Origin of the sequence: Nocardia sp. NPDC057440 (assembly GCF_042802915.1) — a bacterium.
GTDB lineage: Bacteria > Actinomycetota > Actinomycetes > Mycobacteriales > Mycobacteriaceae > Nocardia.
The window spans coordinates 127,361-151,063 of sequence record NZ_JBHVDF010000017.1; the positions used below are offsets into that span (position 1 = coordinate 127,361).

Consider the following 23,703-nt stretch of genomic DNA (forward strand, 5'->3'; position numbering starts at 1 on the left):
TCACCCTTTTTCCTTGCGCCACAGCAGGATCGAGGCAACGAGCGCGACAGCTCCCACCCCGGTGAGCCACCAGAACGACCGCTGGAAACTCACATCGACGGACGCACCCGCCGCGGCCGTGCGGTAGAGGACGACCGCCATCAACGCCGCACCGACAGCGCCGCCCACCCGCTGCAAGATATTCACGAACGACGCGGCATCCGGGAGCTGCTCGCGACCCACCGCCGCATAGGCCGCCGCCACGACGGGCACTCCGGTCAGCCCCGCCGCCATACCCCTGACCAGCAATAACGCCTGCACCAGCACGGAATTCAACGAGGCGTCCGACAGTGCGAACGGCACTGTGGTCGCGATGATCAGCGCATTGCCCGCCACCGCCACGACACCACCGCCGTAGCGGTCGGTCAGCCGTCCCGCGACAGGCAGCGCGACGATGCCGCCGAGACCGAACGTGAGCAGCGACAGCCCCGTCGCGATCAACCCTTTGCCATGCAGTAACTGGAAGTACAAGGGCAGCAACAGCATCGTCCCGAACATCGCCACGCCGGCGAAGAAGTTGGCCACGTTCGCGGTAGCGAAGATCGTAGTGCGGAACAAGCCGATATCGAGGACCTTCGGCCCGCGGCCGCGTACCGAGCGCAGCACGAAGCCACCGAGCGCCACCGCACCGGCCAGCACGGGAACCCACACCGACACCGCCGAAAGCCGGCCTCGGCTGCCGAATTCGCCGAGCCCGTAGACCAGTAGCGACAGCCCGGTCCCGATCAGCACGAACCCCGCGACATCGAATGGCTCGCCGCGGCCGCGCACGTCCTCGCGCGGCAGCACGCGCCGTGCGAGGACGAATGCCACCGCGCCGAACGGAATATTGATCAGGAACAGCCATTCCCACGACAGCTGAGCAAGCAGCACGCCACCGATGGTCGGCCCGATCGCGGGTGCGGCGACCACGGCGATCCCGACCACGCTCATCACCCGCCCCAGCCGCTGTGGGCCCGCGGCGCGGCCGATCAACGTCTGCCCGGCGGGCACCAGCAGCCCGGCGGCCAAACCCTGCGTGACGCGCAGCGCGATAAGCCAGCCGATACTCGGAGCAAGCGCGCAGAGACCGGAGACGACCGTGAAGGCGACCAAAGCGCCGAGCCACACCCGGTCGGTCCCCACTCGCCGACCGAGCCACCCGCACAGCGGCAACGTGACCGCGAGCGCGAGCAGGTAGGCGCTGGCGATCCACTGCGCGCTGTCCAGCGAAGCGCCGAGATCGCGCGCGATCACGTTGAGCCCGATATTCACCAGCGAGGTGTCCAGCATGCTCATCACCGCGCCGAAGACGACGACACCGGCCACCCGCCACACCTGTGCGGTGATCGGTTCCAGTGCGGTTCGACCCGCGGTGACCGCGTTCCGAGTGTCCGTCATAGCCCTCCCCAAATCTGTTGAGTTTGTAGATTGCGGAGATTATCAACAATCTAGTCAGTCAACAATGGGTAGAATTCCGGGATGTCCGCCGACTCCGCGCGCCCGCCCGGCCTGCTGCGTTTCCCGACGTATGTGTTCGGCAAGCTGAATCGGGCGCTCAAGACCGAGATCGGCTCGTCACTGCGCGATCAGTGGGTACTTGTCCATCTGGAAGACAACGACGAACTCAGCCAGCAGCAGGTATCGGACGCGCTGCACATCGATCGCAGCGAGGTCGTCCGGATGATCGACGGATTGGAGCAGGCGGGGTTCGTGATCCGCACGCGCGATCCGGACGACCGCCGCAAATACCGCCTATCCATCACCCAGGCCGGACGAGCCGAGCGCCGCCGCACCGACGAGCTGATCGAGCAGGCCACCGCCACGGTCCTGCGCCGCCTCGACGACGAGGAGCGCAACACCCTGCATCGCCTGGCGTTGAAAGCCCTCGGATACGACGACTGAGCAGACCAACCACCCGGTTCGTTGAACGACGTAAATCCAGTACCGCAGGTACCGTGGACTGTTGGTCACCATGGCGTTTGCCGATTGGTAACCCTCTTGTGAAACAACACTCGTGAAGCGCTAGGCAGGTCTATGAGAGGTGGGGCAGGACGTGATGCTGCAGCCGCAGGTCGACGCCGTTGCGGGCGAGGACCCGATCGCATCGGATCCGCTCCTGCGCGCCGGACTCGCTCCGCAGGTCAGGACCCTTGTCGACATCTTGACCAGCACCACCGCCGCCCACCCCAACGCCGCCGCCATCGACGACGGCGCCGTGGTCCTCAGCTACACCGAGCTACGCGCCGAGATCGAGACCGGAGTCGCCCGGCTGATCGCGGCCGGCGTGCGGCCGGGCGACCGAGTCGGCGTGCGGATGTCATCGGGCACACATGAGCTTTACGTCACTATCCTGGCCATCCTGCACGCGGGCGCCGCCTACGTTCCGGTCGATGCCGACGACCCCGACGAACGCGCCAGGTTGGTCTTCGGCGAAGCGAAGGTCACCGCGATCGTGACCGGGGCGGGCATCAAGACAACCAAGGAAGGAGCCGAACGGATCGCGGCGGGAGCCGACTCGACCGCCGCCGACACTGCCGATGACTCGCTCCTGCGCCCCACCCCCGCCGACGACGCCTGGATCATCTTCACCTCCGGTTCCACCGGCACCCCGAAAGGTGTCGCGGTAACCCACCGCAACGCCGCCGCATTCGTCGACGCCGAGGCGCGACTGTTCCTGCAGGACACCCCGATCGGACCGGGTGACCGGGTGCTCGCCGGGCTCTCGGTCGCGTTCGACGCCTCCTGCGAGGAAATGTGGCTGGCCTGGCGCAACGGCGCCTGCCTCGTACCTGCGCCACGCGCCCTGGTTCGCACCGGCGCCGACCTCGGCCCCTGGCTGGTGCGCCGGGAAATCAGCATCGTCTCCACGGTGCCCACCCTGGCGGCGACCTGGCCCGCCGAGGCGCTCGACCCGGTCCGGCTGCTGATCTTCGGCGGCGAAGCGGTGCCGCCGGAACTCGCTGAACGCCTTGCCGGAAGCGAAGATTCCGACCGCGAGGTGTGGAATACCTACGGCCCCACCGAAGCAACGGTCGTCGCCTGCGCGGCACTGCTGGACGGAAGTTTCCCGGTGCGGATCGGGCTCCCGCTGGACGGCTGGGATCTCACCGTCGTCGACGGAGACGGAAATCCGGTGGACGAGGGCGAATCCGGCGAACTGGTGATCGGCGGGGTCGGTTTGGCCCGCTACCTCGATCCGGTGAAGGACGCCGAGAAATACGCCCCGCTGCCGTCGGTGGGCTGGGGCCGCGCCTACCGCAGCGGTGACCTGGTCCGCAACGACCGCGCGGGCTTGGTCTTCCTCGGCCGCGCCGACGACCAGATCAAACTGGGCGGCCGCCGCATCGAGCTCGGTGAGATCGACAACGCGCTGCAGCACCTGCCCGGCGTGACCGGAGCCGCCGCGGCGATCCGAACCACCAAGGCGGGCAACAAGATCCTGGTCGGCTATCTAACCGGCACCGTGGCCGACTTCGACCTCTCCGCCGCCAGAGCTGTACTCGCAGAACAACTCCCGGCGCCACTGGTGCCACGCCTCGCCGTGGTCTCCGAACTGCCCACCCGCACCTCGGGCAAGGTCGACCGCGACGCACTGCCATGGCCGCTGCCGAACGACACCGACACCCCGAGCCACGATCTCACCGCCACCGAGCAATGGGTCGCCGGCTTGTGGGATGCGATCCTCGGCGCCGCGGTCACCAGCCCCGATACCGATTTCTTCGACGTCGGCGGCGGCTCACTCGCTGCCGCGCAACTGGTCACCGCGCTGCGCGAACGCTACCCGCGCATCGCGGTCGCCGATCTCTACGACCATCCCCGCCTCGGCGCGCTCGCCGAATTGCTGGACGAGACCGCGCCGACGGCCGCCACCGAAAAGCGTGTCGTGCGTCCGACTCCGCTGCGCGCCCAAGGGATCCAGGTGCTCGCGACCGTTCCGCTGTCGACCCTGACGGGCATGCAGTGGCTCACCTGGCTGGCGATCGTCGGGAACATCGCGGGCTGGTCCGGCTCACTGCCGTGGCTGCCCCACCTGTCCTGGTGGTGGACCCTTGCCGCGTTCCTGCTCTTCATCTCCCCGCCCGGCCGCATGGTCATGTGCGCGACCGGGGCCCGCATGCTGCTGCGCGGAGTATCGCCCGGCAACTACCCGCGCGGCGGATCGGTGCACCTGCGCCTGTGGGCAGCGGTCCGGCTGTCGGAGGCCAGCGGGGCCGAAAGCCTGTCCGGCGCACCGTGGATGGTGCCCTTCGCGCGCGCACTCGGCGCGAAGATCGGCAAAGGCGTCGACCTGCACACCCTGCCCCCTGTGACCGGAATGCTCGCACTCGGCGACGGCTGCAGCGTGGAACCCGAGGTCGACCTGTCCGGATACTGGATCGACGGCGATGTGGTGCGCATCGGACCCATCGTCATCGGTCCGGGCGCGGTGATCGGTGCGCGGTCGATCCTGCTGCCCGGCAGCAAAATCGGCAAGAACGCGGAGATCGCACCGGGCTCCGCGGTATCGGGCAAGGTCAAGGCGGAACAAGAGTGGGCGGGCTCGCCCGCGACGAAGGTCGGCAAGGCCCAGCACCGCTGGCCCGACCACACCCCCGCACGGGCCGCGCACTGGATCGCGATCTTCGGCGTGACCTCGATGGCGCTGGCCGCCATGCCGATTCTCGGACTTGCCGCGGGCGGCGCGTTCATCGCCTGGTTCATCCGCGATGCCCGCACCCTGGCAGGCGCGCTCGGCCGCGGCTTCGCCATCCTGCCCGTCGGCACGCTGCTGAGTCTCAGCGTGTACGCGGTGACAACGCTGGTCGCGGTGCGGCTGCTCAGCATCGGGCTCGTCGAAGGCCATCACCCCGTGCGCAGCCGCGTCGGCTGGCAGGCCTGGGCCACCGAGCGATTGCTGGATTCGGCGCGCAACTTCCTGTTCCCGCTGTACGCCAGCCTGCTCACCCCGGTGTGGCTGCGCCTGCTCGGCGCGAAGGTCGGCAAGAGCGTCGAGGCGTCGACGGTACTGCTACTGCCGAAATTCACCACCGTCGCCGACGGTGCTTTCCTCGCTGACGACACCATGATCGCCAGCTACGAACTCGGCGGCGGCTGGCTGCGCATCGGCGACGCGAAGATCGGCAAACGCGCGTTCCTCGGCAACTCCGGGATGACGGCGCCCGGACGGCGAGTGCCGAAAAATGGCCTGGTCGCGGTGCTTTCCGCAGCACCATCCAAGTCCAAGGCAGGCTCCTCCTGGCTCGGCAGCCCACCCGTCCGACTGCGCCGCGCCTCCGAGACCGGCGATGCCGAGCGCACCTTCCATCCGCCGCTGCGCCTCAAACTGGCCCGCGCGCTCGTCGAAACGTGCAGGCTATTCCCGGTGCTGGTGACCTTCGCCATCGGACTCGGCGTGCTGTTCACCCTGGCATGGACCGCGCAATCGGTCGGTTATCTGGCCGCCGCAGTACTGAGCGGCCTGGTGCTGATGGCCGCGGGCGCGGTGGCCTGCGCGAGTGCGATCACCGCAAAGTGGTTGCTGGTCGGCCGCATTCGGGCCGAGGAACACCCGCTGTGGAGTTCGTTCGTGTGGCGCAACGAGGTTGCCGACACCTTCGTCGAAACCGTTGCCGCACCGTGGTTCGCGCGCGCCGCAACCGGCACGCCGGTGCTCAATCTCTGGCTGCGAGGACTCGGCGCGCGCATCGGCCGCGGGGTATGGTGCGAGTCCTACTGGCTACCGGAGGCGGACCTGGTGACTCTCGGCGATGGCGCAACCGTGGAGCGCGGCTGCGTGGTGCAGACCCACCTCTTCCACGATCGAATCATGGCCATGGACACCGTCACCCTCGGCGCGGGCGCCACCCTCGGCCCGCATTGCGTCGCATTGCCCGCCGCGACCATCGGCGACGGCGCGACCATCGGCCCTGCCTCGCTGGTCATGCGTGGTGACACGGTGCCGCCGTCCACGCGATGGTGGGGCAATCCGATCGCACCGTGGTCGAGTCCGGCGCCGAGGCCGAGCGAGGCCAGGGCAGCGCGCTGATGCCGGGCAAGTTCTACGAAGAGCCCATCGACGACTACCTGCCGCAGAACGGAAATCGCGGCTATCGGGTATCACGGTACGAGCTCGACCTCGTCTACCGGGTGGCCAGCAACCGGCTGGCAGGCCGCGCCGAGATCACCGCGGTGACCACCGCCATCCGGCCTCGATTCGCGCTGGATCTTTCCCAATCACTCACCGTCTCCAAGGTGTTCGTGAACGGCGCGAAGCCCGCGAAATATGTGCACCAGCACGGCAAGCTGGTCGTCACACCGCAGCACGGCATCCCGGCGGGCGGGGTGCTGTCGCTGGTCGTCCAATACGGCGGGATTCCGCGACCGGTGCGCGGGCCATGGGGCGAGGTGGGCTGGGAAGAACTGACCGAGGGTGCGCTGGTGGCCAGCCAGCCCAACGGCGCCGCGTCCTGGTTCCCCTGCGACGACCACCCGAGTTCCAAAGCCAGCTACCGGATTTCGATCACCACCGACACCCCCTACTACGCGCTGGCCAACGGCACCCTGATGCGCAAACAGACCAAGGCGAGTCAGACCACCTGGGTGTACGAACAGCCGGAACCGATGTCGAGCTACCTGGCCACCATCCAGATCGGCCCGTACCAGAAACATCGGATCGATTCCACGCACAGCTCGGTGCCGATGCAGGCCATCGTGCCCGCCCGGCTGCGCGCCGACTTCGACCACGATTTCGGCCGCCAGTCACAGATGATGGACCTGTTCACCGAGCGCTTCGGCCCGTACCCCTTCGAGGGATACACGGTGGTCGTCACCGATGACGAGCTGGAAATCCCCATCGAGGCCCAGGGCATTTCGATCTTCGGCGCCAACCACTGCGACGGCCGTCGCGGCGCCGAACGGCTCGTCGCGCACGAACTGGCGCACCAGTGGTTCGGCAACAGCCTCACCATCCGGCAGTGGCGCGACATCTGGCTGCACGAGGGCTTCGCCTGTTACGCCGAATGGATCTGGTCAGAGGCCGCGGGCGGACCCACCGCCGACCAGCTGGCCCGGACCGCCAGGCACAACCTGGCGCGGCTGCCGCAGGACATCACCGTCGGCGACCCCAGCCCACAGCGCATGTTCGACGATCGGGTCTACAAGCGAGGTGCGCTCGCCCTGCACGCATTGCGGCTGGAACTCGGCGACCTGTCGTTCTTCGATCTGCTCCGGGAATGGACCGTCCGCTACCGGCACGCCTCGGTCACCACCGAGGAATTCACCGACCTGGCAGGCCATTACAGCCTCGTCCCACTGCGCCCGCTCTGGGATGCCTGGCTGCTCAGCAAGCCGCTACCGCAACTGCCGCCCTACGGCGGTGTATCGACCGGAGCCTGACTCCGGCTCGGCAACGGTCTCAGAAGACGAGATAGCGGGTGGCCAGCTCTTCGATCAACGGGTCGTCCTCGGCGACGCCGTTCAACGCACCGAGATCCGCCACCACCGCGATCTGGCGCGGATCGTCCTGCTCCGCGTCCGGAGTGCCGTCTTCGGCCAGCTGGCGCAGTAGCTTCGCGCGGACGCGGTCCTTCAACGAGTCACGCATGCCCGAAGCCCGCCCGGTTCGCGCGGAAAGATTCGCGGATGCCACGTCGCGCGCCGCTCATACCGGCGTCAGCCAACTTCCCCATGGAGTGTTGCGCAGTACCGAGTACACCGCGAACAGGCCGAATATCACCCACATCGTGCTGCGGCCGATCCGCGGCAAGCGCATGCGCTGACCGCGCCAGGCGCGCACCGACCAATCACTCACCAACAGGACGAAAGCGAGGACCAGCGGCACGGCGAGCACATTGCTGTGCAGGGAATCGATGAGGTGGCCGTCGGTGAGGTTGTGCATGGCGCGCAGCCCGCCGCAGCCCGGGCAGTAATACCCCGTCAGCCCGTAGACCGGGCAGATCCCGTAGGAGCCTTCGCTGTGCGGATCTCGGAAGTGCAGGAGCACCGCGGCTCCGATACCGACGCCCGCGACCAGCAGCGGCACCCCGAGTGCGCGCCACCCCGAGCGATTCGCACCCTCCGGCTCCGGGTGCGCTGCCGGGTCGGATGCTACGTGCGTGGTCTCCACAAGCATCAACGGTAACCGTGCCGGACCCGCCGCCGCCACCCGCTGAAATCCCGCTCGGCCAGGCGCTAGTCGGGTTGGGCGAAGCGCACGGTGTTGCCCGACGGGTCGACCAGTTCGAAGCCGGGCCCACCTGGCCCGTCCTGCGGGCAGCCCGGCTGGGCATAGCGGTAGTTCTTCGCGGCCAACTCCGTATACAGCGCGTTGATGTCGTCCACCGCTATCCACACGACCGATCCCGGGGTGCCGTCGCCGTGATGCTCGCTGAGGTGGATCTTGGCCGTGGATCGCGAGAGTTGCGCGTAGAGCGGGAAGTCAGCGCCGAACCGGTGTTCCCAGTCGACCGCGAATCCCAGGTAATCGCAATAGAACTCGTACGCCTTGGCGGTATCGAACATGCGAAGTACCGGAATCGGCGCCGCAAGGCCGATCGCATCGGAAGCCATGCCCGCGATCATGGCACCGCGATCCGCCATATTCGAAGTGCCGGTCCGATCATGATCAAAAAACTCCGACGTTTCCGCAGGTAGAGTACAATTTCTCGACGTGGATGCCGCTGGTGTTACCCGGCTCGACGGATTCGGGGTCAGTGCGGCTCGCAAGCTCGAATTCGGGCATGTGGGTCACTGGCAGGTAGCTCCGGACAGTGATCACCCAGGCTCGGTCGCCGTGGAAATAGATCCCGGCGACGGCTCGTCCCTCGTGGTCTTCGTTCGTGCCCCCAACCGCCGCGATATTCCAGGCGACTTCCACCCCGACGACCAGGTCTGTTTGGTCATCCCAGAGGACATCGACGGCCTACTCGCCCATTGACGCGGGTCTTCGGGCGGCCGCGTTCCGTTACACCACTTCGAGTACACCACTTCGAGTTCCGCCTGTACTCCATCGCGGGCGATGTACCGCTATATTGTGGTGCCGCTACGTCGCGGCAACACCGCAGGAAGGCCGTCGACGATGCCGAAGCGGTCGATTCGACGTTCAGAAGGAGCCGCAAAAGGTAGCGGACTGCCAGCAGACCGTCCGTGCAAGTAGGAGTGGGTTGTACAACAACGCTGGCAAGCCGATTATCAATGCGCTCGAGAGGCTGGCCGCCGGCCTGCGCATGCAAGCCGAAGCGCTTGCTGGGCACTACTCGGAGACCAGGAACGCCCTTGGGGCGTCTGCGCGCGAAAAAGTGGCGGCCGACCACCGCGGCGCCACGTCGATCACCGGGAGCGTCGAGCCGAGCCAAGCCCCGGGTGTGGAGACTTCAACCACAACGAGTCCATCCACTCGAACACGTTACCCAACCAAAGATCTGGAAAGCTATTACGAAGGCGAAGAAATACCGGCCGGCCTGCCCGGGTCCAATATATGGTGGACCAAACACAAGGTCAGTCCAATAACATATCTTAACAATGAGCAACGTGCGGCATATCTGATCACCGTACGAGAAGATGGCAAGCTGTACGACGCTGAAGGAAATTTGTTCGACACAAGAAAAGGTTCGAAGCCATCAGGAAACAGGAAGCGATGCGCCATATTCGTGATGGACGAAAACGGATCTATATACGCGTCGAACTACCATGAACTGGGACGATTCCATCACTCCAGCCTTGTCGCCGGAGAGTCGGTCGCCGGCGCAGGTGAGATCCGAGTGGAGAACGGCGTTATCACGCACCTGTCGGACAAGAGCGGTCACTACAAGCCAACTTTCGACATGATGGTGAAAGTCATTGAAAGACTTGATGACTCACGCGCAGACTTCTCGAGGCTCGAGCTAGAGGCAAAGGATCTCGAGCCGATATTCAACTATTCGAAGGGAACCGCACCATAATGGAGAGTTGGCGAGGAACTGTGAACAGCGTCTTATACAAGGTGCAGTTCGAGCGAACCCTCGACGATGAGGTGGCCGATTGGCTTGCCAAGGATCTCGCCGAACGCCCGGTCGCCGGATCAACGATAGACGATGACATCGCCGACCTCACTGCGGCGCTCGAATCCGATCTATCATTGACCGAAGGCAGCATTCCGCAGCCGCACAGCAATGAAGCGGTACGAAAATTCTTGACCAGAGTCGTATCGCTGATGAATGAGCAGAATTTGTAGTATCGCCAGTCCGGACAGCCGACCGACATCACCGTCGATTTCCATCCCGATGATCAGGTCCGCCCGGTCGTGAGGGCGGACATGGCCATCCCCTTCTCCACCAGCCGGGCGCGAGTCGGTCGCCGCCGCGGTGGATCAGCCGTGTCCGCGCCTGCGGTCCGCAGCAGACTCCGTCGCGGACTCAACCGCCACGCTCGGCGGCCCCGGAGCTTCGACACAGTGACGGCGAAGGGCCACACCCGGAGGCCCGAAGAAGGACAGCGGTCACCACACAGCCCTGTCAGATAACGGAGCTTCCCACGCTCCCGATTACTCCTAAGTGAGGACCTGGTTCGTTCGCGCGTACCCGAAAGAACTCACTCGTGCCCGATGTTTCTTCCGGAAGAACCGTTCGCCCGTCCGACTATCGGGTATCCATGGGAATGGCCCAGGTTTTCCGGAAGCGAGCGCTTGCACTAGCAAGCACCTTGCTTGCACGGTACTGTGTCGGCAGACACAAAGGAGTGCTCTAATGCTGGTGAAGTCGATGAGGACGCTGGCGGAGGCGCGCAATGGCGCCCTCACTGCCGCCTACCGTGCCGGACTGCGATCGCGTACCTACCGGACCGGATCGTTGAACGCGCCCACCGTTGCGCACGAGGTCATCCCCGTCACCACCGTGGATGGCGCCCGCCTTCGGGTGCAGGCCTACGGCCCCGCCGACGGCGAGGTGATCGTGCTGATCCACGGCTGGAGCTGCAGCATCGAGTACTGGAATCCCCAGATCAACGCCTTCGCCGACCGGTACCGCGTGGTCTGCTACGACCAGCGCGGCCACGGCGAGAGCCAGCTCGGCACCGTCGACATCGGCGCGGAATCACTGGCCGACGACTTGTCCACTGTCCTCGACGCCACCCTGCGCCGCGGTCAGCGCGCCGTGCTCGTCGGGCACAGCATGGGCGGAATGACGTTGCAGGCGTGGGCAGCTCGCTACCCGGAGCAGGTGCAGCGCCGCGCGTCCGCCGTCGTACTGCTGAATACCACCTCGGGCAATGTCCGAGCCGACAGCCAGGTGCTTCCGCTACTCAACAGGCCGCTGACGATCGCGAACAAACCCGTCACCCTGTTCGGCTCCACCGTGCGCCTGCCCGACTTCGTTGCCGAAACAGTGCTGACCACGCCGGTTCCGCTACCCGGCGGCTGGCCGGCGAGCGCGATCTTCAAGGCGCGCGTGATGACGAAGGACGCCACCGACGACCAAGTGGACTTCGCCTTCGGCGTCGTTCGCTCCTGCCGCCCACTGACCCGCGGCCGCCACGCGGCGGCACTGGCCGATGTCCAACTCGGTGACGCCGCACAGTATCTGACCGTCCCGACCACCGTCATCGCGGGCAGCGACGACCATCTGCTCCCCGAGAGCATGTCCCGCCCGATCGTCGAAACACTCTCCCGCACTGGCTATCTCGCCGACTACCAGGTGTGGCCGACCGGCCACCTCGGGAACATCGAAGCCACCGATCTTTTCAACACCGAACTCGAACACGTCATCCAGCGCGCGAACCCTACCGCTGTCGCAGGCTGACCCCGCCGTTCTCCTGGGCCGGCCAACGTCGCCCGGCCCAGGAGCAACACCCACGCTCCCGCGTCTCAATACTCGCTCGTGCGTGCGAGGCGGTGATCTCTCATCTCATCTCGCTTCACGCCCGAAGAAATAACCCACGACAATTCCGGCCAGGCCCGACACCGGCGCGAGGTATTGCGTCAACTCCGGTGCTGGAAGACCCTTGAAAATGCCGAAAATAACCCCGGCGACCGTGCCGGCCACGAGCGTGGCGGCGAGTCCTGCACGGAAGCGGGCTTCCAGGATCTTGTTCCTTGCTTCTGCCTCTTCCTTCACGAGCTCGGTACGCCTCGACTCCGCCTGTAACTCATGGTCGCGCCGAGCGCGGTCGACAGCCTCTGTATCGGAATACGCCGATGCTTGGTACTCACGCTTCGCCGTAATGTAGGTCATCAACTGATCGAATGACATGGATTCGAGGCCCATCAGTCGTGAAGAACTGACGATGTCTTGGATCTCGACTCGAGAGTCGAGCATCTCGTCATAGATGATCGAGGCTGAATCACCTTGCACAGGAACAGCCGAAGGGTCCTCGGCCATCTCACGTTCGGCGGTCATGGAATGAGTATCGCCCGCTGCTCGGTCGAATGGTGGGCAGTCGGAAGACAAGGCATGACGAGCTGCTACTTGTCTTCACGCGGCGGCAAGGGCGCGTAGCTCAGGTCCGCGTCGGGTCGACGCTATAGCCTTCACGCCACTTCAACTCACCGTCGCGCTCGTACAGCTGCTGATGGGGCAAGTAGGCAGGGTTTGCGTTTTGCCCGTAGTAGTTCTCGTCGGTTATGCACCGGTCGCAAACCCGATCCGACCCGATCACGTCGAGCCTCAGGCCCGACGAAAGATCGAGGCCATAGAACGAACGTTTGATGCGCCGTGCGAGCCCCTTCGATCCGATCGCACGGTTCATTCGCTCATAAAGAAGCCCCCTGACCTGTTCACACTGGTCAGGGGGCTACGTAGCTGGAGCCGCCTGCGAGAATCGAACTCGCGACCTTTTCATTACGAGTGAAGCGCTCTACCGACTGAGCTAAGGCGGCGTGCCTTTCGGCGTCGCGAGTCTATCGCCTTGGTGGCCGGATCGCGAAAACGGGTGGTCATGGCGATGTGGGCGGGCGGCGCTCAGCCGGACTGGGCGGATATGAGGGTGGCAACCATCGCGGCCAGGGCGAAGCGGGGCTTGACGTTGAGGTCGAGGGCTTCGCGGCAGGCGAGGACAGCCTCGATCGAGCGGAGCAGGCCCTCGGGGCGAACGCGGTCGGCGAGGTCGTGGATCTGGTCGGAGATGTCCGGGTGGGTGAGTGCGACACCGGAACCGTTGCGCGCGGCGCCGAAGCCGACCGCGAGCGCGTCGCGATAGACGCCCGCGACGTCGATCAGTGCGCGGTCGAGTGCGTCGCGGCCGGTTCGGGTGGCGCGGGATTTCTGCCTGCGCTCGAGATCCTTCAACACTCCGGCCGAGCCGCGGGTCGCGCCTGCCGCTCCCTTGCCGGTGCCACCCGCACCGAGCGCGGTCGCGAGTTCATCCCGTTCGCGTTCGTCGCGGGCCGCGCTCATCTGCTTGGCCTCGTCGTCGGCAGACTTGACCAACTCATCGGCCGCCGCGTACGCCGCGCCGGGCCGGGCCACCGCGGACACCAAGGCCAACGCGCGCTGACGACGCCCGCGCGCCTCCTCGTCGGTGGCAAGACGCCGCGCCCGACCGACGTGTCCGCCGCTGATCGAGGCCGCCCAGGTGGCCGTTTTCGCATCGAGCTTGTCGCGGTCCTGCAAGACCTGCGCGATGGCGGGCACCGACGGCGTCACCAGATGCACATGCCTGCACCGGGAGCGCAGCGTCACCGAGATGTCCTCCGGATCCACCGACGGTGCGCAGAGCAGGAAGACCGTGCGGTCCGGCGGCTCTTCGACAACCTTCAGCAGCACATTGCCCGCCGCCTCGGTCAGCCGGTCCGCATCTTCGATGAGCACCACCTGCCAGCGGCCGGTACTCGGCCGCCGCGACGCGATCTGCACGATCTCGCGCATTTCCTTGGTGCTGATACTCAGCCCCTCAGGAATCACCCGACGGACATCACCGTGCGTCCCCGCCATCGTCGTCGTACAGGCGTGGCAGCGACCGCACCCTGGCGTGCCCTCGTCGGTGCACTGCAACGAGGCCGCAAAGCACAGCGCCGCAACGGATCTGCCTGATCCAGGCGGCCCGGTGAACAGCCAGGAATGCGTCATCGCGCCGGAAATACTGCCCCCGCGCGCATCGATGGCGGCAGCCGTCAGCTCGGACTCGACCACATCCTGGCCGACCAGCCGATCGAAGACACCCGCCACGCCGTACACCCTAGCCGCCCGCACCGACACCGTGATCCGGGCCGCCCACGGCGACCTATTCACCACCCAGCGTTGCGCCCGCGGCATGCCGCCAGGCAGTACGCCTGGTCCGGTCGCCCGCGCCGTCGACCGGTCGGGATGTAGTCCGAGCCGCCACAACGCCGCCCCGGAGACGTGGATCACGACCGAACCGCGCCAACGGCCTTCCCCGCCCGTTCCACCGTCCGGGTCGAAGCAGATTTCGTTGTCGGAGAAGGACATCCGGTCGATGCCTCGCTCACGCTGTCAAGCGTGGATGGCCGCCCTCGGATGCGGGCGGCCAAGAAGATTCTCGTAGCCCCTCGATGATGATCCATTGAGGGATTCCGGTGTTCACGACATTCACGATGCACCACCCGTGCGGATTCAGACCCGCTGATAGGTGGTGTTCGCGCCGTCGAGCGCCTCGCGGATGATGTCGGCATGCCCGCTGTGGTGGGTGATCTCGCGCAGGATGTGCAGCACAGTGAAACGCACCGTCCACCACACCCGGTCGGGCGTCCACGGGGTGGTCGGGGTGGGGATGGAGGTGTCCAGGCTCGCTTCGGCGCGGATCAGGTTCGCGGTTCCCGCTGCCACCGCATCCCATTCGGCGAGCAAACCCGCCACCGTTTCCTCTGGACCCATCGCATATTCGCCGTCGAACTTCGAGACGTCGAGTTCCGCGGTCTCGTCGCGTTCCTCGATGACCGTCGCCCAGTGCCGCTCGCAGCTGACCAGATGGTGCAGCAACCCACCGAGGGTCAGCTCGCTGGCCGTGGTGCACTGCCTGGCCTGGTCGTCGTCGATGCCCCGCAGCGTGATCCGGAACAGCTCGCGCTGAGCGGCCAGCGCGGCGATGAGATCCTCACGTTCCTGTTCGGCTGCCATCGGGGTCCTTTCACCTCAGCGATACGCACGCCACGACACCTCCGAGCCGTCGGCGCCCGAATGATCGGGCGCCGACGTGTGCTCAGGACTTCTTGGCGGTGGTTTTCGCAGCGGCCTTCTTCGCGACGGTCTTGGTGGCGGTGGCCTTCTTGGCCGCGGTGGTCTTCTTGGCCGCGGTCTTCTTGGCAGGCGCCTTCTTCGCCACGGCCTTCTTTTTCACCGGTCCGCGGGCCCGCCGATCCGCGAGCAGTTCCGAGGCCCGCTCGTCGGTGATCGACTCGACCTCGTCGCCCTTGCGCAGGCTGGCGTTGGTCTCGCCGTCGGTGACATACGGGCCGAACCGCCCATCCTTGATCACCATCGGCTTACCGGTGGCCGCGTCATTGCCGAGCTCGCGCAGCGACGCCGCACTCGCGGCCTGCCTGCCGCGTCGCTTGGGCTCGGCGTAGATCCGCAACGCATCCTCGAGCGACACCGTGAACAGCTGATCCTCGTTCTCGAGCGAACGAGAATCGGTGCCCTTCTTCAGATATGGGCCGTAGCGCCCATTCTGCGCGGTGATTTCCTCATTGTTGGCGGGGTCGACACCGACAACGCGCGGCAGCGACAACAGCTTCAGCGCGTCGTCGAGGGTGATCGTGGCCAGATCCATTGTCTTGAACAACGATCCGGTTCGAGGCTTCGGCGCCGCCGCCTTCTTCGCGGTTTTCTTCGCGGGCGCGGGCGTCTCTTCGGCGGGCGGCTCCGGCAGCACCTCCGTGACGTACGGACCGAAACGGCCTTCCTTGGCAACGATTTCGTGTCCGCTCACCGGATCGGTGCCGAGCGAACGCCCCTCCTGCGGGGTGGAGAACAGCTTCTCGGCGACCTCGGGGCTCAGCTCGTCCGGCGGCAGATCGTCGGGCAGGTTGGCCCGCTGCGAAATCGAATCACCCTCGGGGTCATCGGGATTGGTGACCATCCGCTCCAGATACGGCCCGAACCGGCCGACCCGGACGACGACATCACGACCGTCCTCGTCGACGAAGAGCTTGATCGAGTTGACCTCGCGGGCGTCGATCTCGTCGAGCCGCTCACCGACCATCTTCTTCAGTCCACCGGAACGCGCGACCGAACCCTCGACGCCATGATCTCCGCCGAAGTAGAAGCCGGACAACCAGTTTCCGCGCTGCTCGCGCCCACCGGCGATGGCATCGAGGTCGTCCTCCATGCCTGCGGTGAAGTCGAAGTCGACCAGTCTGCCGAAATACGACTCCAGCAGGCCGATCACCGCGAACGCCACCCACGACGGCACCAGCGCGCTACCGCGCTTGTAGACATAGCCGCGGTCCAGAATCGTCTTGATGATCGACGAATACGTCGACGGACGTCCGATGCCGAGCTCTTCGAGCGTCTTGATCAGCGATGCTTCGGTGTATCTCGCGGGCGGATTGGTGCTGTGCCCATCAGGATTCAGCTCCACCGCGGTGACGCTCTGGCCCTCGTCGAGCGCGGGCAGCCTGGACTCGGCGTCATCGGACTGACCGCCCGCCTCTTCGTCGACGCTCTCGACGTAGGCCTTCAGGAAGCCGGGGAAGGTGATCGTGCGGCCCGAGGCCGAGAACACGCATTCCTCGCCGGTGCTCGCGACGCCGGTGATCCGCAGCGTGAGCGTGGTACCCCTGGCGTCGGCCATCTGCGAGGCGACGGTGCGCTGCCAGATCAGCTCGTAGAGCCGGAACTCGTCGTTGTCCAGCCGGGCGTGCAGCTGGCCGGGGGTGGCGAAGGTGTCGCCGGACGGGCGGATCGCCTCGTGCGCTTCCTGCGCGTTCTTCACCTTGCGGGTGTACTGACGCGGTGTCGGGTGCACGTACTCCGCGCCGTAGAGCTGGGTCGCCTGCGACCTGGCCGCGGCGATCGCCGACTCCGACAGGGTGGTCGAGTCGGTACGCATGTAGGTGATGTAGCCGTTTTCGTACAACCGCTGTGCGACCCGCATGGTCCGATCGGAGGTGAACCGCAGCTTGCGGCCCGCCTCCTGCTGCAATGTCGAGGTCATGAACGGCGGATACGGCTTACGGGTGTAAGGCTTGGCCTCCGCGGAAGACACCACCATGTCGGCGCCGTCGAGGGCCGCGGCGAGCCGCCGCGCGTGCGCCTCGTCCAGTACGACGACGCCGCTGCCCTTGAGCTGACCGTCCGGACCGAAATCCCGGCCGCTGGCCACTCGGGCTCCCGCGACATTGACCAGCCGCGCCCCGAAGGTCCTCGGGTTGGTGGCATCGCCGTTTTCCCCGCCTGCGTCGAGCTTCGCCGCGATGTCCCAGTACTCGGCGGAGCGGAATGCCATCCGTTCGCGCTCGCGCTGCACGATCACTCTGGTCGCGACCGACTGCACCCGGCCTGCCGACAATCGCGGCATGACCTTCTTCCACAGCACCGGGCTGACCTCATAGCCGTACAAACGGTCGAGGATGCGCCGGGTCTCCTGCGCGTCGACGAGGTCGATGTCGAGGTCTCTGGTGTCGGCCGCGGCGGCGAGAATGGCGGGCTCGGTGATCTCATGGAACACCATGCGCCGAACCGGGACCTTCGGCTTGAGGGTCTCCAGCAGATGCCAGGCGATGGCCTCGCCCTCGCGGTCGGGGTCGGTGGCCAGGTAGAGCTCGTCGGCATCCTGCAGCAGGCTCTTGAGCTCGGATACCTTGGCCTTCTTATCCGGGCTCACCACGTAGATCGGCTCGAAGTCGTTGTCGACGTCGACGCCGAGACGGGCCCAGGACTGTCCCTTGTACTTGGCAGGGACGTCTGCCGCACCGCGTGGAAGATCTCGGATATGACCGACCGAGGCCTCGACCGTGTAATTGCGGCCCAGATAGGGCGCAATCTTGCGGGCCTTGGTCGGGGACTCGACGATCACGAGACGACGCAGGGGACGGCCCTGGTCGGCTGCACCGCGGTCTCGTGTTGCCACCGGCGAATACACCTTTCCTGTCGACCCGCGCGACGCTGTTCATGCACTGCGCGGCTGGGGCAAGCGGCGGCGACAGCCTTCTAGCGCCACCAGACACGTTTATACCTTGACGCTGTGTGTGGCCGGGTGCTTGCGACCCGAACCACAGAGCGTACGCGCGTCATTGCCGACCAGTATGCCCTGTTTTCCAGCGGCACCTACCGCACGGCGTGTTCGCGGCCTGGCGTTTCGGCTGTCGCCGCCAGGGCTCCGACGTGCGTCGATCGGGTCGACAGACCGAATGATATTGGCGCGCTTGGGTTGTGCGCGTGGCCGTTGTATCTGCCCCAGATATAGCTCGTCCCCCACCTCCGTTGCCGGTGGTGAGGGACGCGCTGTGGATTGTTGCGTGCTCAGCTGAGCGCGCGAACTCCGGTGGCCTGCGGGCCCTTGGTACCCTGGCCAACCTCGAACTCGACCTTCTGGTTTTCCTCGAGGGTACGGAAGCCGGACCCCTGGATCTCCGAGTAGTGGACGAAGACGTCAGCGGAGCCGTCCTCGGGCGCGATGAAGCCGAACCCCTTCTCCGCGTTGAACCACTTCACAGTTCCCTGTGCCATTCTGTTCCTTCTCTTTTCTTACCGGAACGGTGGACAAGTAGGTTCGCCCACCGGGTCCGTTCCGATCGTTGTACTGTTGGTTCCCCCTGCAGGAAAGCACCAAGCACAGCGTTCGCAACATCGATCCTGCTGACGGTTTGGACTTTGGATCCGTCCCTCGAACACAGAAGCTTGCGACCAGGAACCAGTGAACCATGTCTCCGAGCAATTCAACAGTCGAGTTACCGACAATTTGCAAAAAAGTTGATCTTGCGAATGCGCAGGTGAGGGACACAATGCCGGAATCCAGACTTGAGGTTCGTTTGCTTCCTGATAACCGAGTGAGCGTCTGGCAATCCGGCTGTGACCCAGGTCGCTATTGGGTATCGAAATGGCAGGTGAAGCTTCCAAAGCGCACACGTTTCACACTTTCTGTGCGTGTCGCGATGCCCGAGTCATGAATCCGACCGAACCGACCACCCGGCCGCGCGCCAGCAACCAGCTCGGCTATGGGGGATCGTTGCTGAATCGTGTCCTGAGTGGACTCCCCGACGGAGACCCACGGCTGACCCACGTCGTCGAGCTGCCCGCCCGGGCGGCGGCCACCACGACCTGGCCCGATTGGGCGGCGCCCGAGGTGGTCGAGGCGTTCCGCGCCACCGGCATCGCGACGCCGTGGACGCACCAGACCAGGACCGCCGACCTGGCGGCGGGCGGCGAGCACGTCGTGGTCAGCACCGGTACGGCATCCGGTAAGTCGCTGGGATACCAGCTGCCCGTGCTGACGGCGCTGCGCGAGGACCCGCGGGCCACCGCCCTTTATCTCGCTCCGACCAAGGCATTGGGCGCCGATCAACTGCGTGCGGTGAACGACCTGACGCACCGGGGCGCGCTCCGGGATATTCATCCGGCCGGCTACGACGGCGATACCCCGGCCGAGATCCGGCAGTGGGTGCGGGCGAACGGCCGCTGGATTTTCACCAACCCCGACATGCTGCACATCGGCATCCTGCGCTCGCACCAGCGCTGGGCCAGAGTGCTGCGCAGGCTGCGCTATGTAGTGGTGGACGAATGCCACGCCTATCGAGGCGTCTTCGGCTCGCACATCGCGCTGGTGCTGCGCAGGTTGCGGCGGATCGCCGCGCACTACGGCGCGGATCCGATATTCGTACTGTGCTCGGCCACGACGGCAGAACCCGCGGCCGCCGCATCCCGATTGATCGGTGCGCCCTGCGTCGCGGTCACCGAAGACGGCTCGCCGCAGGGACCGCGCACCGTCGCACTGTGGGAGCCACCCCTGCTCACCGCGGTGACCGGTGAAAATGGCGCTCCCGTTCGCCGTTCGGCCACCTCGGAGGCGGCCAGGATCATGGCGGATCTGGTGGTCGAAGGCGCTCGAACGCTGACCTTCGTCCGGTCCCGCCGGGCGGCCGAACTGACCGCCATGGAGACACGCAGACTGCTGGCCGAGACTGATCCGAGCCTCGCCGAGCGGGTGGCCGCCTATCGCGCGGGCTATTTGGCGGAGGACCGGCGCGACCTCGAGAACGCGCTGTCCACCGGGGCGTTACTCGGCGCGGCCACCACTAACGCGCTCGAGCTCGGCGTCGACATCGCAGGGCTCGACGCGGTGGTGATCTCCGGGTTCCCCGGCACCGTCGCCTCGTTCTGGCAGCAGGCCGGACGTGCGGGACGCCGCACCCAGGGCTCCCTGGTCCTGCTCGTGGCCAGGGACGATCCGCTCGATACCTTCCTCGTGCACCACCCGGAGGCCCTGCTGGACAAGCCGGTCGAGGCCACCATCACCGACCCGCACAATCCCTACGTGCTCGGCCCGCAACTGCTGTGCGCGGCACTGGAGCTTCCGCTCACCGATGCCGAGGTCGACGCACTCGACGCCCGCGAATTGCTCACCGATCTCGCAGGTCAGAGTCTGATTCGTCGCCGGGTGATCGCCGGGGCGAAGGGGGGCGCACGCTGGTATGTCACCGCGGAAACCCAGCCGCACGATGCCGTCGACGTGCGCGGTGGCATCGGCACGCCGGTCGCCATCGTCGACGGCGAGACCGGCAGGCTGCTCGGTACGGCCGATGCCGGACGCGCCAGTGCCACGCTGCACGAAGGCGCGGTTCACCTGCATCAGGGCGATACCTACGTCGTCGACGAGCTGGACTTGGACGAGGGTGTCGCCTTCGTGCACGCCGCCGATCCCGGCTGGACCACCAGCGCCAGGTCGGTCACCTCCATCGTGGTCGACGCGACGACGGCGCAGCATCGCCACGGCCGGGTGACCACAGCATTGGCGCAGGTGCGGGTGACCAGCCAGGTCATCGGCTATCTGCGCACGCTGCTCAGCGGTGAAGTACTCGACCTGGTCGAGCTGGATCTGCCCGCCCAGACACTGTCCACTCGCGCGGTGCTCTACACCGTGACGCCCGAGCTGCTTGCCCTTGCCGGCATCGATCCGCAGCGGGCGCCCGGCGCGCTGCATGCCGCCGAGCACGCGGCAATCGGCCTATTACCGCTGGTGGCGACCTGTGACCGCTGGGATATCGGCGGCGTTTCCACCGCCGAACACCCGGATACGGGTCTGCCGACCGTGTTCGTCTACGACGGACAGCCCGGTGGTGCGGGCTTCGCCGAGCGCGGCTTCGCACAGTTGCGGCGCTGGTTGTCGGCGACTCTCGCGGTGATCGAATCCTGTGTGTGCGCGGCGGGCTGCCCGTCCTGCGTGCAGTCGCCCAAGTGCGGCAACGGCAACCACCCGCTGGACAAGGCCGGCGCAGGGCGCCTGCTGGCAGCCGTCCTTACCGAACTGAACGCTGCCCCTGACCGTCCCGCCCCAGGTCGAGCCGCCGAACTCGATCCGTGACGGTGCCGACCCCGCTGCGTGACCTGACGTCGATATGGCCGAAGGATCACCAGCAGCAACCCGGCAGGCTGGCACGATCGCGTCGGGCACGGCATGCGGTTGAATAAAAAGGAATAGATTCATGTTAACTGGGGTATTGCCACAGGCTTTCCGTCTCGACATGCGCATTCATTCATTGCTTTTGTCCGGCTACTCGCGGGAATTGATGTGAAAACGCAATTATCCGATCATTTCAATTACCGAATTACAACGGCCTCGGAGTACCACTGACGAGTGTCGGTACACACGGGTCACGCTCCATCTTCAACAGGACCCGCACGAGCGACTGCCCGAACAGTCCACTTTCCATACAGACCTATTGGTACATTCCGCACGACAGTGACAGTCACATCCCACTGCGTGACTTCACACTCCTGAATCCCCACTCGCATGCGCCGCGCGATCTCCAATGCCTGTGCACATCCCGCCTCCGCCCCTTGCGCCAAGGCACCGGCCGCGGCCAATGCCGCGAGATCCGCGGCGGCCTGCGCGCGATGCCGACTCACAACCACGACACCGACCTGACCGACCAGCAGCGTCGCCCCGATCAGCCCTACCAGCGCGAGGCAGGCCAACACTGTCGCGCCGCCTTGCTCCGCCCGCCGCCTGCTCAGCACTCGACCATCCGAGAGCACACCGTTCGCCGTCCTGTACCGCGCGGCACGCAGACGGTGTGCGGCCGGACACACTGCTGCGCCGAGGGCAGGCTGTTCGATCACCGCACGACTCCCGGCTCACGCACCGCGACGGCGTCCGCACGCAGCACCAACAGCGGCAACAGCGGGGAACGGGCGGACACGACCGCGATGACGCGGTCGCCCTCGCTGCGCACCGTGATGTCGGCGGTGGGCGGAGCAACCCGGGCGGCCGCCGACACCGCGTTCGACTGGTCACCCCTGGCCGCCAGCCGCGCTGCCTCGCGAGCGGCATCGACACAGCGCACCTGTGCCGATGCCGCGAGAAGCGCACCGAGGCACAGCACCACGGCGACGACGACCGCGGCCAACGCAATGGCGGCCTCGACCGTCACCGAGCCCCGCTCGTCACCGAGAACCGTTGCACCGCAGTCCGTTACCGGACCCGCTACACCGCGGTGCTGAGCGCCCGATCGATGATCTTCGTCAACGCGTTCACGATGCTGTCGCCGGTCACCACCCCGTACAGGACGGCACCGAAGGCGGCCGCCGCGATCGTCCCGATCGCATACTCCGCGGTACTCATGCCCTCGTCCGCGACGATCACGTGCACCAGTCGTGCTCTCAGCTCCATATATATGACGTCCAGTCGATGCAGCGCCCGGTCCGTCCTCTGCTCGATTCGCACCGTCTTCCCCTCTCCCTCCAGCCCGCGCGGCCGATCCGCGCGGGCAATCCCTCCCCGCCGTCGCAATACACTCGGCCACGATCGCGCCTCGCCGACGTGTCGCGACATCGGTCCGGTGTCCGGGTTTCGTGGTTCGCTCGTTCACACCAGCCCTCCATCGAGGACTCGGCCCGCGAGACCGATCACCACCGGCACGATGCCAAGGCAGATGAACGCGGGCAGAAAACACAGTCCGAGCGGGCCGCTGATCATCACTCCGGCGCGCTCGGCACGTGCCGCCGCCATGTCCTCGACCGCGCCACGATGCTGTTCGGCCAGCTCGCCGATGGCCACCGCCAGCGATGCTCCCGACCGTGCCGACCGCCGCGCCATCCGTGCGAGCGACTCGACCTCTGCCGCCCCCGGCCTGCCGACAGCGTCTGCGGCCGCTCGCTCCCATGCTGTCGCCCCGTCCGCACCGAGCGCCAGCAGATCGGCGGCTCGGAACAGCGCGGCGCCGAGCACCACCGGCGCGCCCGGCGCCACCGCTCGCGCCGCGCCCGCCATCGGCAGCCCCGCCCGTAGGCATGCGGCGAGCAGATCGAACACCGAAGCAACCGCAAGCGGATCATCGTCACCCCGGCGCCCCGGCGTCATGACCGGTTCCGAACCGCCACCGCGCAGCCCCCGTAGTCGCCGGGTCACCGCCACCCGCCCGGGCAACAGCACGAGCGCCAGCGCCAGCAGCAACACCACCCCACCGGTAACCACCATCACTGCCCTCCCTTCATACGACTGCCGCCGCGCCCGGCAATCGAGCTGTGCCCCATCCTTCGCACGATCGCGCGGCCCCGGCGGCGGCCCGCGTGGAGATGGCTCGGCTGACGCGCCACCGCCAGCTCACCCACAAGTCGT

General features: G+C 66.4%; 22 protein-coding genes and 1 tRNA gene. 8 read left to right on the forward strand and 15 right to left on the reverse strand.

The window, feature by feature from the left end; all coding sequences use genetic code 11:
- Positions 1-1,419 (reverse strand): DHA2 family efflux MFS transporter permease subunit, encoded by a 1,419-nt coding sequence (locus ACFU4Z_RS29405; protein ID WP_379069203.1) that lies wholly within the window; start codon positions 1,417-1,419, stop codon positions 1-3.
- A gap of 81 nt (positions 1,420-1,500) precedes the next feature.
- On the opposite strand from ACFU4Z_RS29405, the gene ACFU4Z_RS29410 reads away from it, so the two are divergent.
- The 3 genes from ACFU4Z_RS29410 (at position 1,501) to ACFU4Z_RS29420 (ending at position 7,395) form a co-directional block, all read left to right on the forward strand.
- Positions 1,501-1,923 (forward strand): MarR family winged helix-turn-helix transcriptional regulator, encoded by a 423-nt coding sequence (locus ACFU4Z_RS29410; protein ID WP_379069206.1) that lies wholly within the window; start codon positions 1,501-1,503, stop codon positions 1,921-1,923.
- Positions 1,924-2,077: 154 nt separating this feature from the next.
- On the forward strand, positions 2,078-6,046 hold the full coding sequence (locus tag ACFU4Z_RS29415) for a Pls/PosA family non-ribosomal peptide synthetase (RefSeq protein WP_379069325.1): 3,969 nt from the start codon (positions 2,078-2,080) through the stop codon (positions 6,044-6,046).
- On the forward strand, positions 6,046-7,395 hold the full coding sequence (locus tag ACFU4Z_RS29420; protein ID WP_379069328.1) for a M1 family metallopeptidase: 1,350 nt from the start codon (positions 6,046-6,048) through the stop codon (positions 7,393-7,395). The genes ACFU4Z_RS29415 and ACFU4Z_RS29420 overlap by 1 nt, the downstream gene beginning before the upstream one ends.
- 19 nt (positions 7,396-7,414) lie before the next feature.
- On the opposite strand, the gene ACFU4Z_RS29425 is transcribed toward ACFU4Z_RS29420, so the two are convergent.
- The 3 genes from ACFU4Z_RS29425 to ACFU4Z_RS29435 form a co-directional block, all read right to left on the reverse strand.
- On the reverse strand, positions 7,415-7,603 hold the full coding sequence (locus ACFU4Z_RS29425) for a hypothetical protein (protein ID WP_379069209.1): 189 nt from the start codon (positions 7,601-7,603) through the stop codon (positions 7,415-7,417).
- A 57-nt stretch (positions 7,604-7,660) separates the two neighbouring features.
- A complete protein-coding gene (locus tag ACFU4Z_RS29430; RefSeq protein ID WP_379069212.1) occupies positions 7,661-8,125 on the reverse strand; it encodes a DUF2752 domain-containing protein in 465 nt (154 codons plus the stop codon).
- A gap of 65 nt (positions 8,126-8,190) precedes the next feature.
- Complete coding sequence (locus tag ACFU4Z_RS29435; RefSeq protein ID WP_379069215.1) at positions 8,191-8,568, reverse strand: glyoxalase superfamily protein; 378 nt, start codon at positions 8,566-8,568, stop codon at positions 8,191-8,193.
- Between the two features lie 100 nt (positions 8,569-8,668).
- On the opposite strand from ACFU4Z_RS29435, the gene ACFU4Z_RS29440 reads away from it, so the two are divergent.
- The 4 genes from ACFU4Z_RS29440 to ACFU4Z_RS29455 all read left to right on the forward strand — a co-directional run bounded on the left by ACFU4Z_RS29440 (position 8,669) and on the right by ACFU4Z_RS29455 (position 11,771).
- Positions 8,669-8,935: a hypothetical protein gene (locus ACFU4Z_RS29440; protein WP_379069218.1), complete on the forward strand. Its 267-nt coding sequence runs from the start codon at positions 8,669-8,671 to the stop codon at positions 8,933-8,935.
- A gap of 226 nt (positions 8,936-9,161) precedes the next feature.
- A complete protein-coding gene (locus ACFU4Z_RS29445; RefSeq protein ID WP_379069220.1) occupies positions 9,162-9,938 on the forward strand; it encodes a hypothetical protein in 777 nt (258 codons plus the stop codon).
- Between the two features lie 41 nt (positions 9,939-9,979).
- Positions 9,980-10,210, forward strand: coding sequence for a hypothetical protein (locus ACFU4Z_RS29450; protein WP_379069223.1), 231 nt, complete (start codon positions 9,980-9,982; stop codon positions 10,208-10,210).
- Between the two features lie 511 nt (positions 10,211-10,721).
- The gene (locus ACFU4Z_RS29455; RefSeq protein ID WP_379069226.1) at positions 10,722-11,771 is read left to right on the forward strand and encodes an alpha/beta fold hydrolase; all 1,050 of its coding nucleotides are present in this window, start codon (positions 10,722-10,724) and stop codon (positions 11,769-11,771) included.
- Between the two features lie 105 nt (positions 11,772-11,876).
- Here ACFU4Z_RS29455 and ACFU4Z_RS29460 read toward each other — a convergent pair whose 3' ends face one another.
- The 7 genes from ACFU4Z_RS29460 to ACFU4Z_RS29490 form a co-directional block, all read right to left on the reverse strand.
- The gene (locus ACFU4Z_RS29460) at positions 11,877-12,368 is read right to left on the reverse strand and encodes a hypothetical protein (protein WP_379069228.1); all 492 of its coding nucleotides are present in this window, start codon (positions 12,366-12,368) and stop codon (positions 11,877-11,879) included.
- Between the two features lie 100 nt (positions 12,369-12,468).
- Complete coding sequence (locus ACFU4Z_RS29465) at positions 12,469-12,717, reverse strand: hypothetical protein (RefSeq protein WP_379069231.1); 249 nt, start codon at positions 12,715-12,717, stop codon at positions 12,469-12,471.
- Positions 12,718-12,771: 54 nt separating this feature from the next.
- Positions 12,772-12,847: transfer RNA gene (locus tag ACFU4Z_RS29470), tRNA-Thr, on the reverse strand.
- Positions 12,848-12,929: 82 nt separating this feature from the next.
- Positions 12,930-14,135, reverse strand: a complete 1,206-nt coding sequence (locus tag ACFU4Z_RS29475) for a DNA polymerase III subunit delta' (RefSeq protein WP_379069330.1) — start codon at positions 14,133-14,135, stop codon at positions 12,930-12,932.
- 405 nt (positions 14,136-14,540) lie between these two features.
- On the reverse strand, positions 14,541-15,044 hold the full coding sequence (locus ACFU4Z_RS29480; protein ID WP_379069234.1) for a DUF664 domain-containing protein: 504 nt from the start codon (positions 15,042-15,044) through the stop codon (positions 14,541-14,543).
- 82 nt (positions 15,045-15,126) lie between these two features.
- Complete coding sequence (topA, locus tag ACFU4Z_RS29485; protein ID WP_379069334.1) at positions 15,127-17,943, reverse strand: type I DNA topoisomerase; 2,817 nt, start codon at positions 17,941-17,943, stop codon at positions 15,127-15,129.
- A 446-nt stretch (positions 17,944-18,389) separates the two neighbouring features.
- Entirely contained in the window at positions 18,390-18,596 is a 207-nt protein-coding gene (locus tag ACFU4Z_RS29490) for a cold-shock protein (RefSeq protein WP_011206895.1), read from the reverse strand.
- A 436-nt stretch (positions 18,597-19,032) separates the two neighbouring features.
- Here ACFU4Z_RS29490 and ACFU4Z_RS29495 point away from each other — a divergent pair, with 436 nt between their 5' ends.
- Positions 19,033-21,447 carry a DEAD/DEAH box helicase gene (locus tag ACFU4Z_RS29495; RefSeq protein ID WP_379069238.1) on the forward strand — a complete coding sequence of 805 codons (2,415 nt, stop codon included), beginning with the start codon at positions 19,033-19,035 and terminating at the stop codon, positions 21,445-21,447.
- Between the two features lie 290 nt (positions 21,448-21,737).
- Here the strand turns inward: ACFU4Z_RS29495 and ACFU4Z_RS29500 are convergent, their stop codons facing one another.
- The 4 genes from ACFU4Z_RS29500 to ACFU4Z_RS29515 all read right to left on the reverse strand — a co-directional run bounded on the left by ACFU4Z_RS29500 (position 21,738) and on the right by ACFU4Z_RS29515 (position 23,562).
- Positions 21,738-22,205: an Rv3654c family TadE-like protein gene (locus ACFU4Z_RS29500; protein ID WP_379069241.1), complete on the reverse strand. Its 468-nt coding sequence runs from the start codon at positions 22,203-22,205 to the stop codon at positions 21,738-21,740.
- On the reverse strand, positions 22,202-22,516 hold the full coding sequence (locus ACFU4Z_RS29505; protein WP_379069244.1) for a TadE family type IV pilus minor pilin: 315 nt from the start codon (positions 22,514-22,516) through the stop codon (positions 22,202-22,204). Before ACFU4Z_RS29505 ends, ACFU4Z_RS29500 begins: the two co-directional genes overlap by 4 nt.
- Before the next feature lie 53 nt (positions 22,517-22,569).
- Entirely contained in the window at positions 22,570-22,755 is a 186-nt protein-coding gene (locus tag ACFU4Z_RS29510; RefSeq protein ID WP_379069337.1) for a DUF4244 domain-containing protein, read from the reverse strand.
- A 195-nt stretch (positions 22,756-22,950) separates the two neighbouring features.
- Positions 22,951-23,562: a type II secretion system F family protein gene (locus tag ACFU4Z_RS29515; RefSeq protein ID WP_379069247.1), complete on the reverse strand. Its 612-nt coding sequence runs from the start codon at positions 23,560-23,562 to the stop codon at positions 22,951-22,953.
- Positions 23,563-23,703 lie beyond the last annotated feature (141 nt).

Excerpts from the sequence above, each read along its gene's own strand:
- ACFU4Z_RS29405 (WP_379069203.1), bottom strand. The coding sequence starts at position 1,419 with ATGACGGACACTCGGAACGCGGTCACCGCGGGTCGAACCGCACTGGAA.
- ACFU4Z_RS29410 (WP_379069206.1), top strand. The coding sequence starts at position 1,501 with ATGTCCGCCGACTCCGCGCGCCCGCCCGGCCTGCTGCGTTTCCCGACG.
- ACFU4Z_RS29415 (WP_379069325.1), top strand. The coding sequence starts at position 2,078 with ATGCTGCAGCCGCAGGTCGACGCCGTTGCGGGCGAGGACCCGATCGCA.
- ACFU4Z_RS29420 (WP_379069328.1), top strand. The coding sequence starts at position 6,046 with ATGCCGGGCAAGTTCTACGAAGAGCCCATCGACGACTACCTGCCGCAG.
- ACFU4Z_RS29425 (WP_379069209.1), bottom strand. The coding sequence starts at position 7,603 with ATGCGTGACTCGTTGAAGGACCGCGTCCGCGCGAAGCTACTGCGCCAG.
- ACFU4Z_RS29435 (WP_379069215.1), bottom strand. The coding sequence starts at position 8,568 with ATGGCTTCCGATGCGATCGGCCTTGCGGCGCCGATTCCGGTACTTCGC.
- ACFU4Z_RS29455 (WP_379069226.1), top strand. The coding sequence starts at position 10,722 with ATGCTGGTGAAGTCGATGAGGACGCTGGCGGAGGCGCGCAATGGCGCC.
- ACFU4Z_RS29460 (WP_379069228.1), bottom strand. The coding sequence starts at position 12,368 with ATGACCGCCGAACGTGAGATGGCCGAGGACCCTTCGGCTGTTCCTGTG.
- ACFU4Z_RS29465 (WP_379069231.1), bottom strand. The coding sequence starts at position 12,717 with ATGAACCGTGCGATCGGATCGAAGGGGCTCGCACGGCGCATCAAACGT.
- ACFU4Z_RS29480 (WP_379069234.1), bottom strand. The coding sequence starts at position 15,044 with ATGGCAGCCGAACAGGAACGTGAGGATCTCATCGCCGCGCTGGCCGCT.
- ACFU4Z_RS29490 (WP_011206895.1), bottom strand. The coding sequence starts at position 18,596 with ATGGCACAGGGAACTGTGAAGTGGTTCAACGCGGAGAAGGGGTTCGGC.
- ACFU4Z_RS29495 (WP_379069238.1), top strand. The coding sequence starts at position 19,033 with ATGAATCCGACCGAACCGACCACCCGGCCGCGCGCCAGCAACCAGCTC.
- ACFU4Z_RS29510 (WP_379069337.1), bottom strand. The coding sequence starts at position 22,755 with ATGGAGCTGAGAGCACGACTGGTGCACGTGATCGTCGCGGACGAGGGC.
- ACFU4Z_RS29515 (WP_379069247.1), bottom strand. The coding sequence starts at position 23,562 with ATGGTGGTTACCGGTGGGGTGGTGTTGCTGCTGGCGCTGGCGCTCGTG.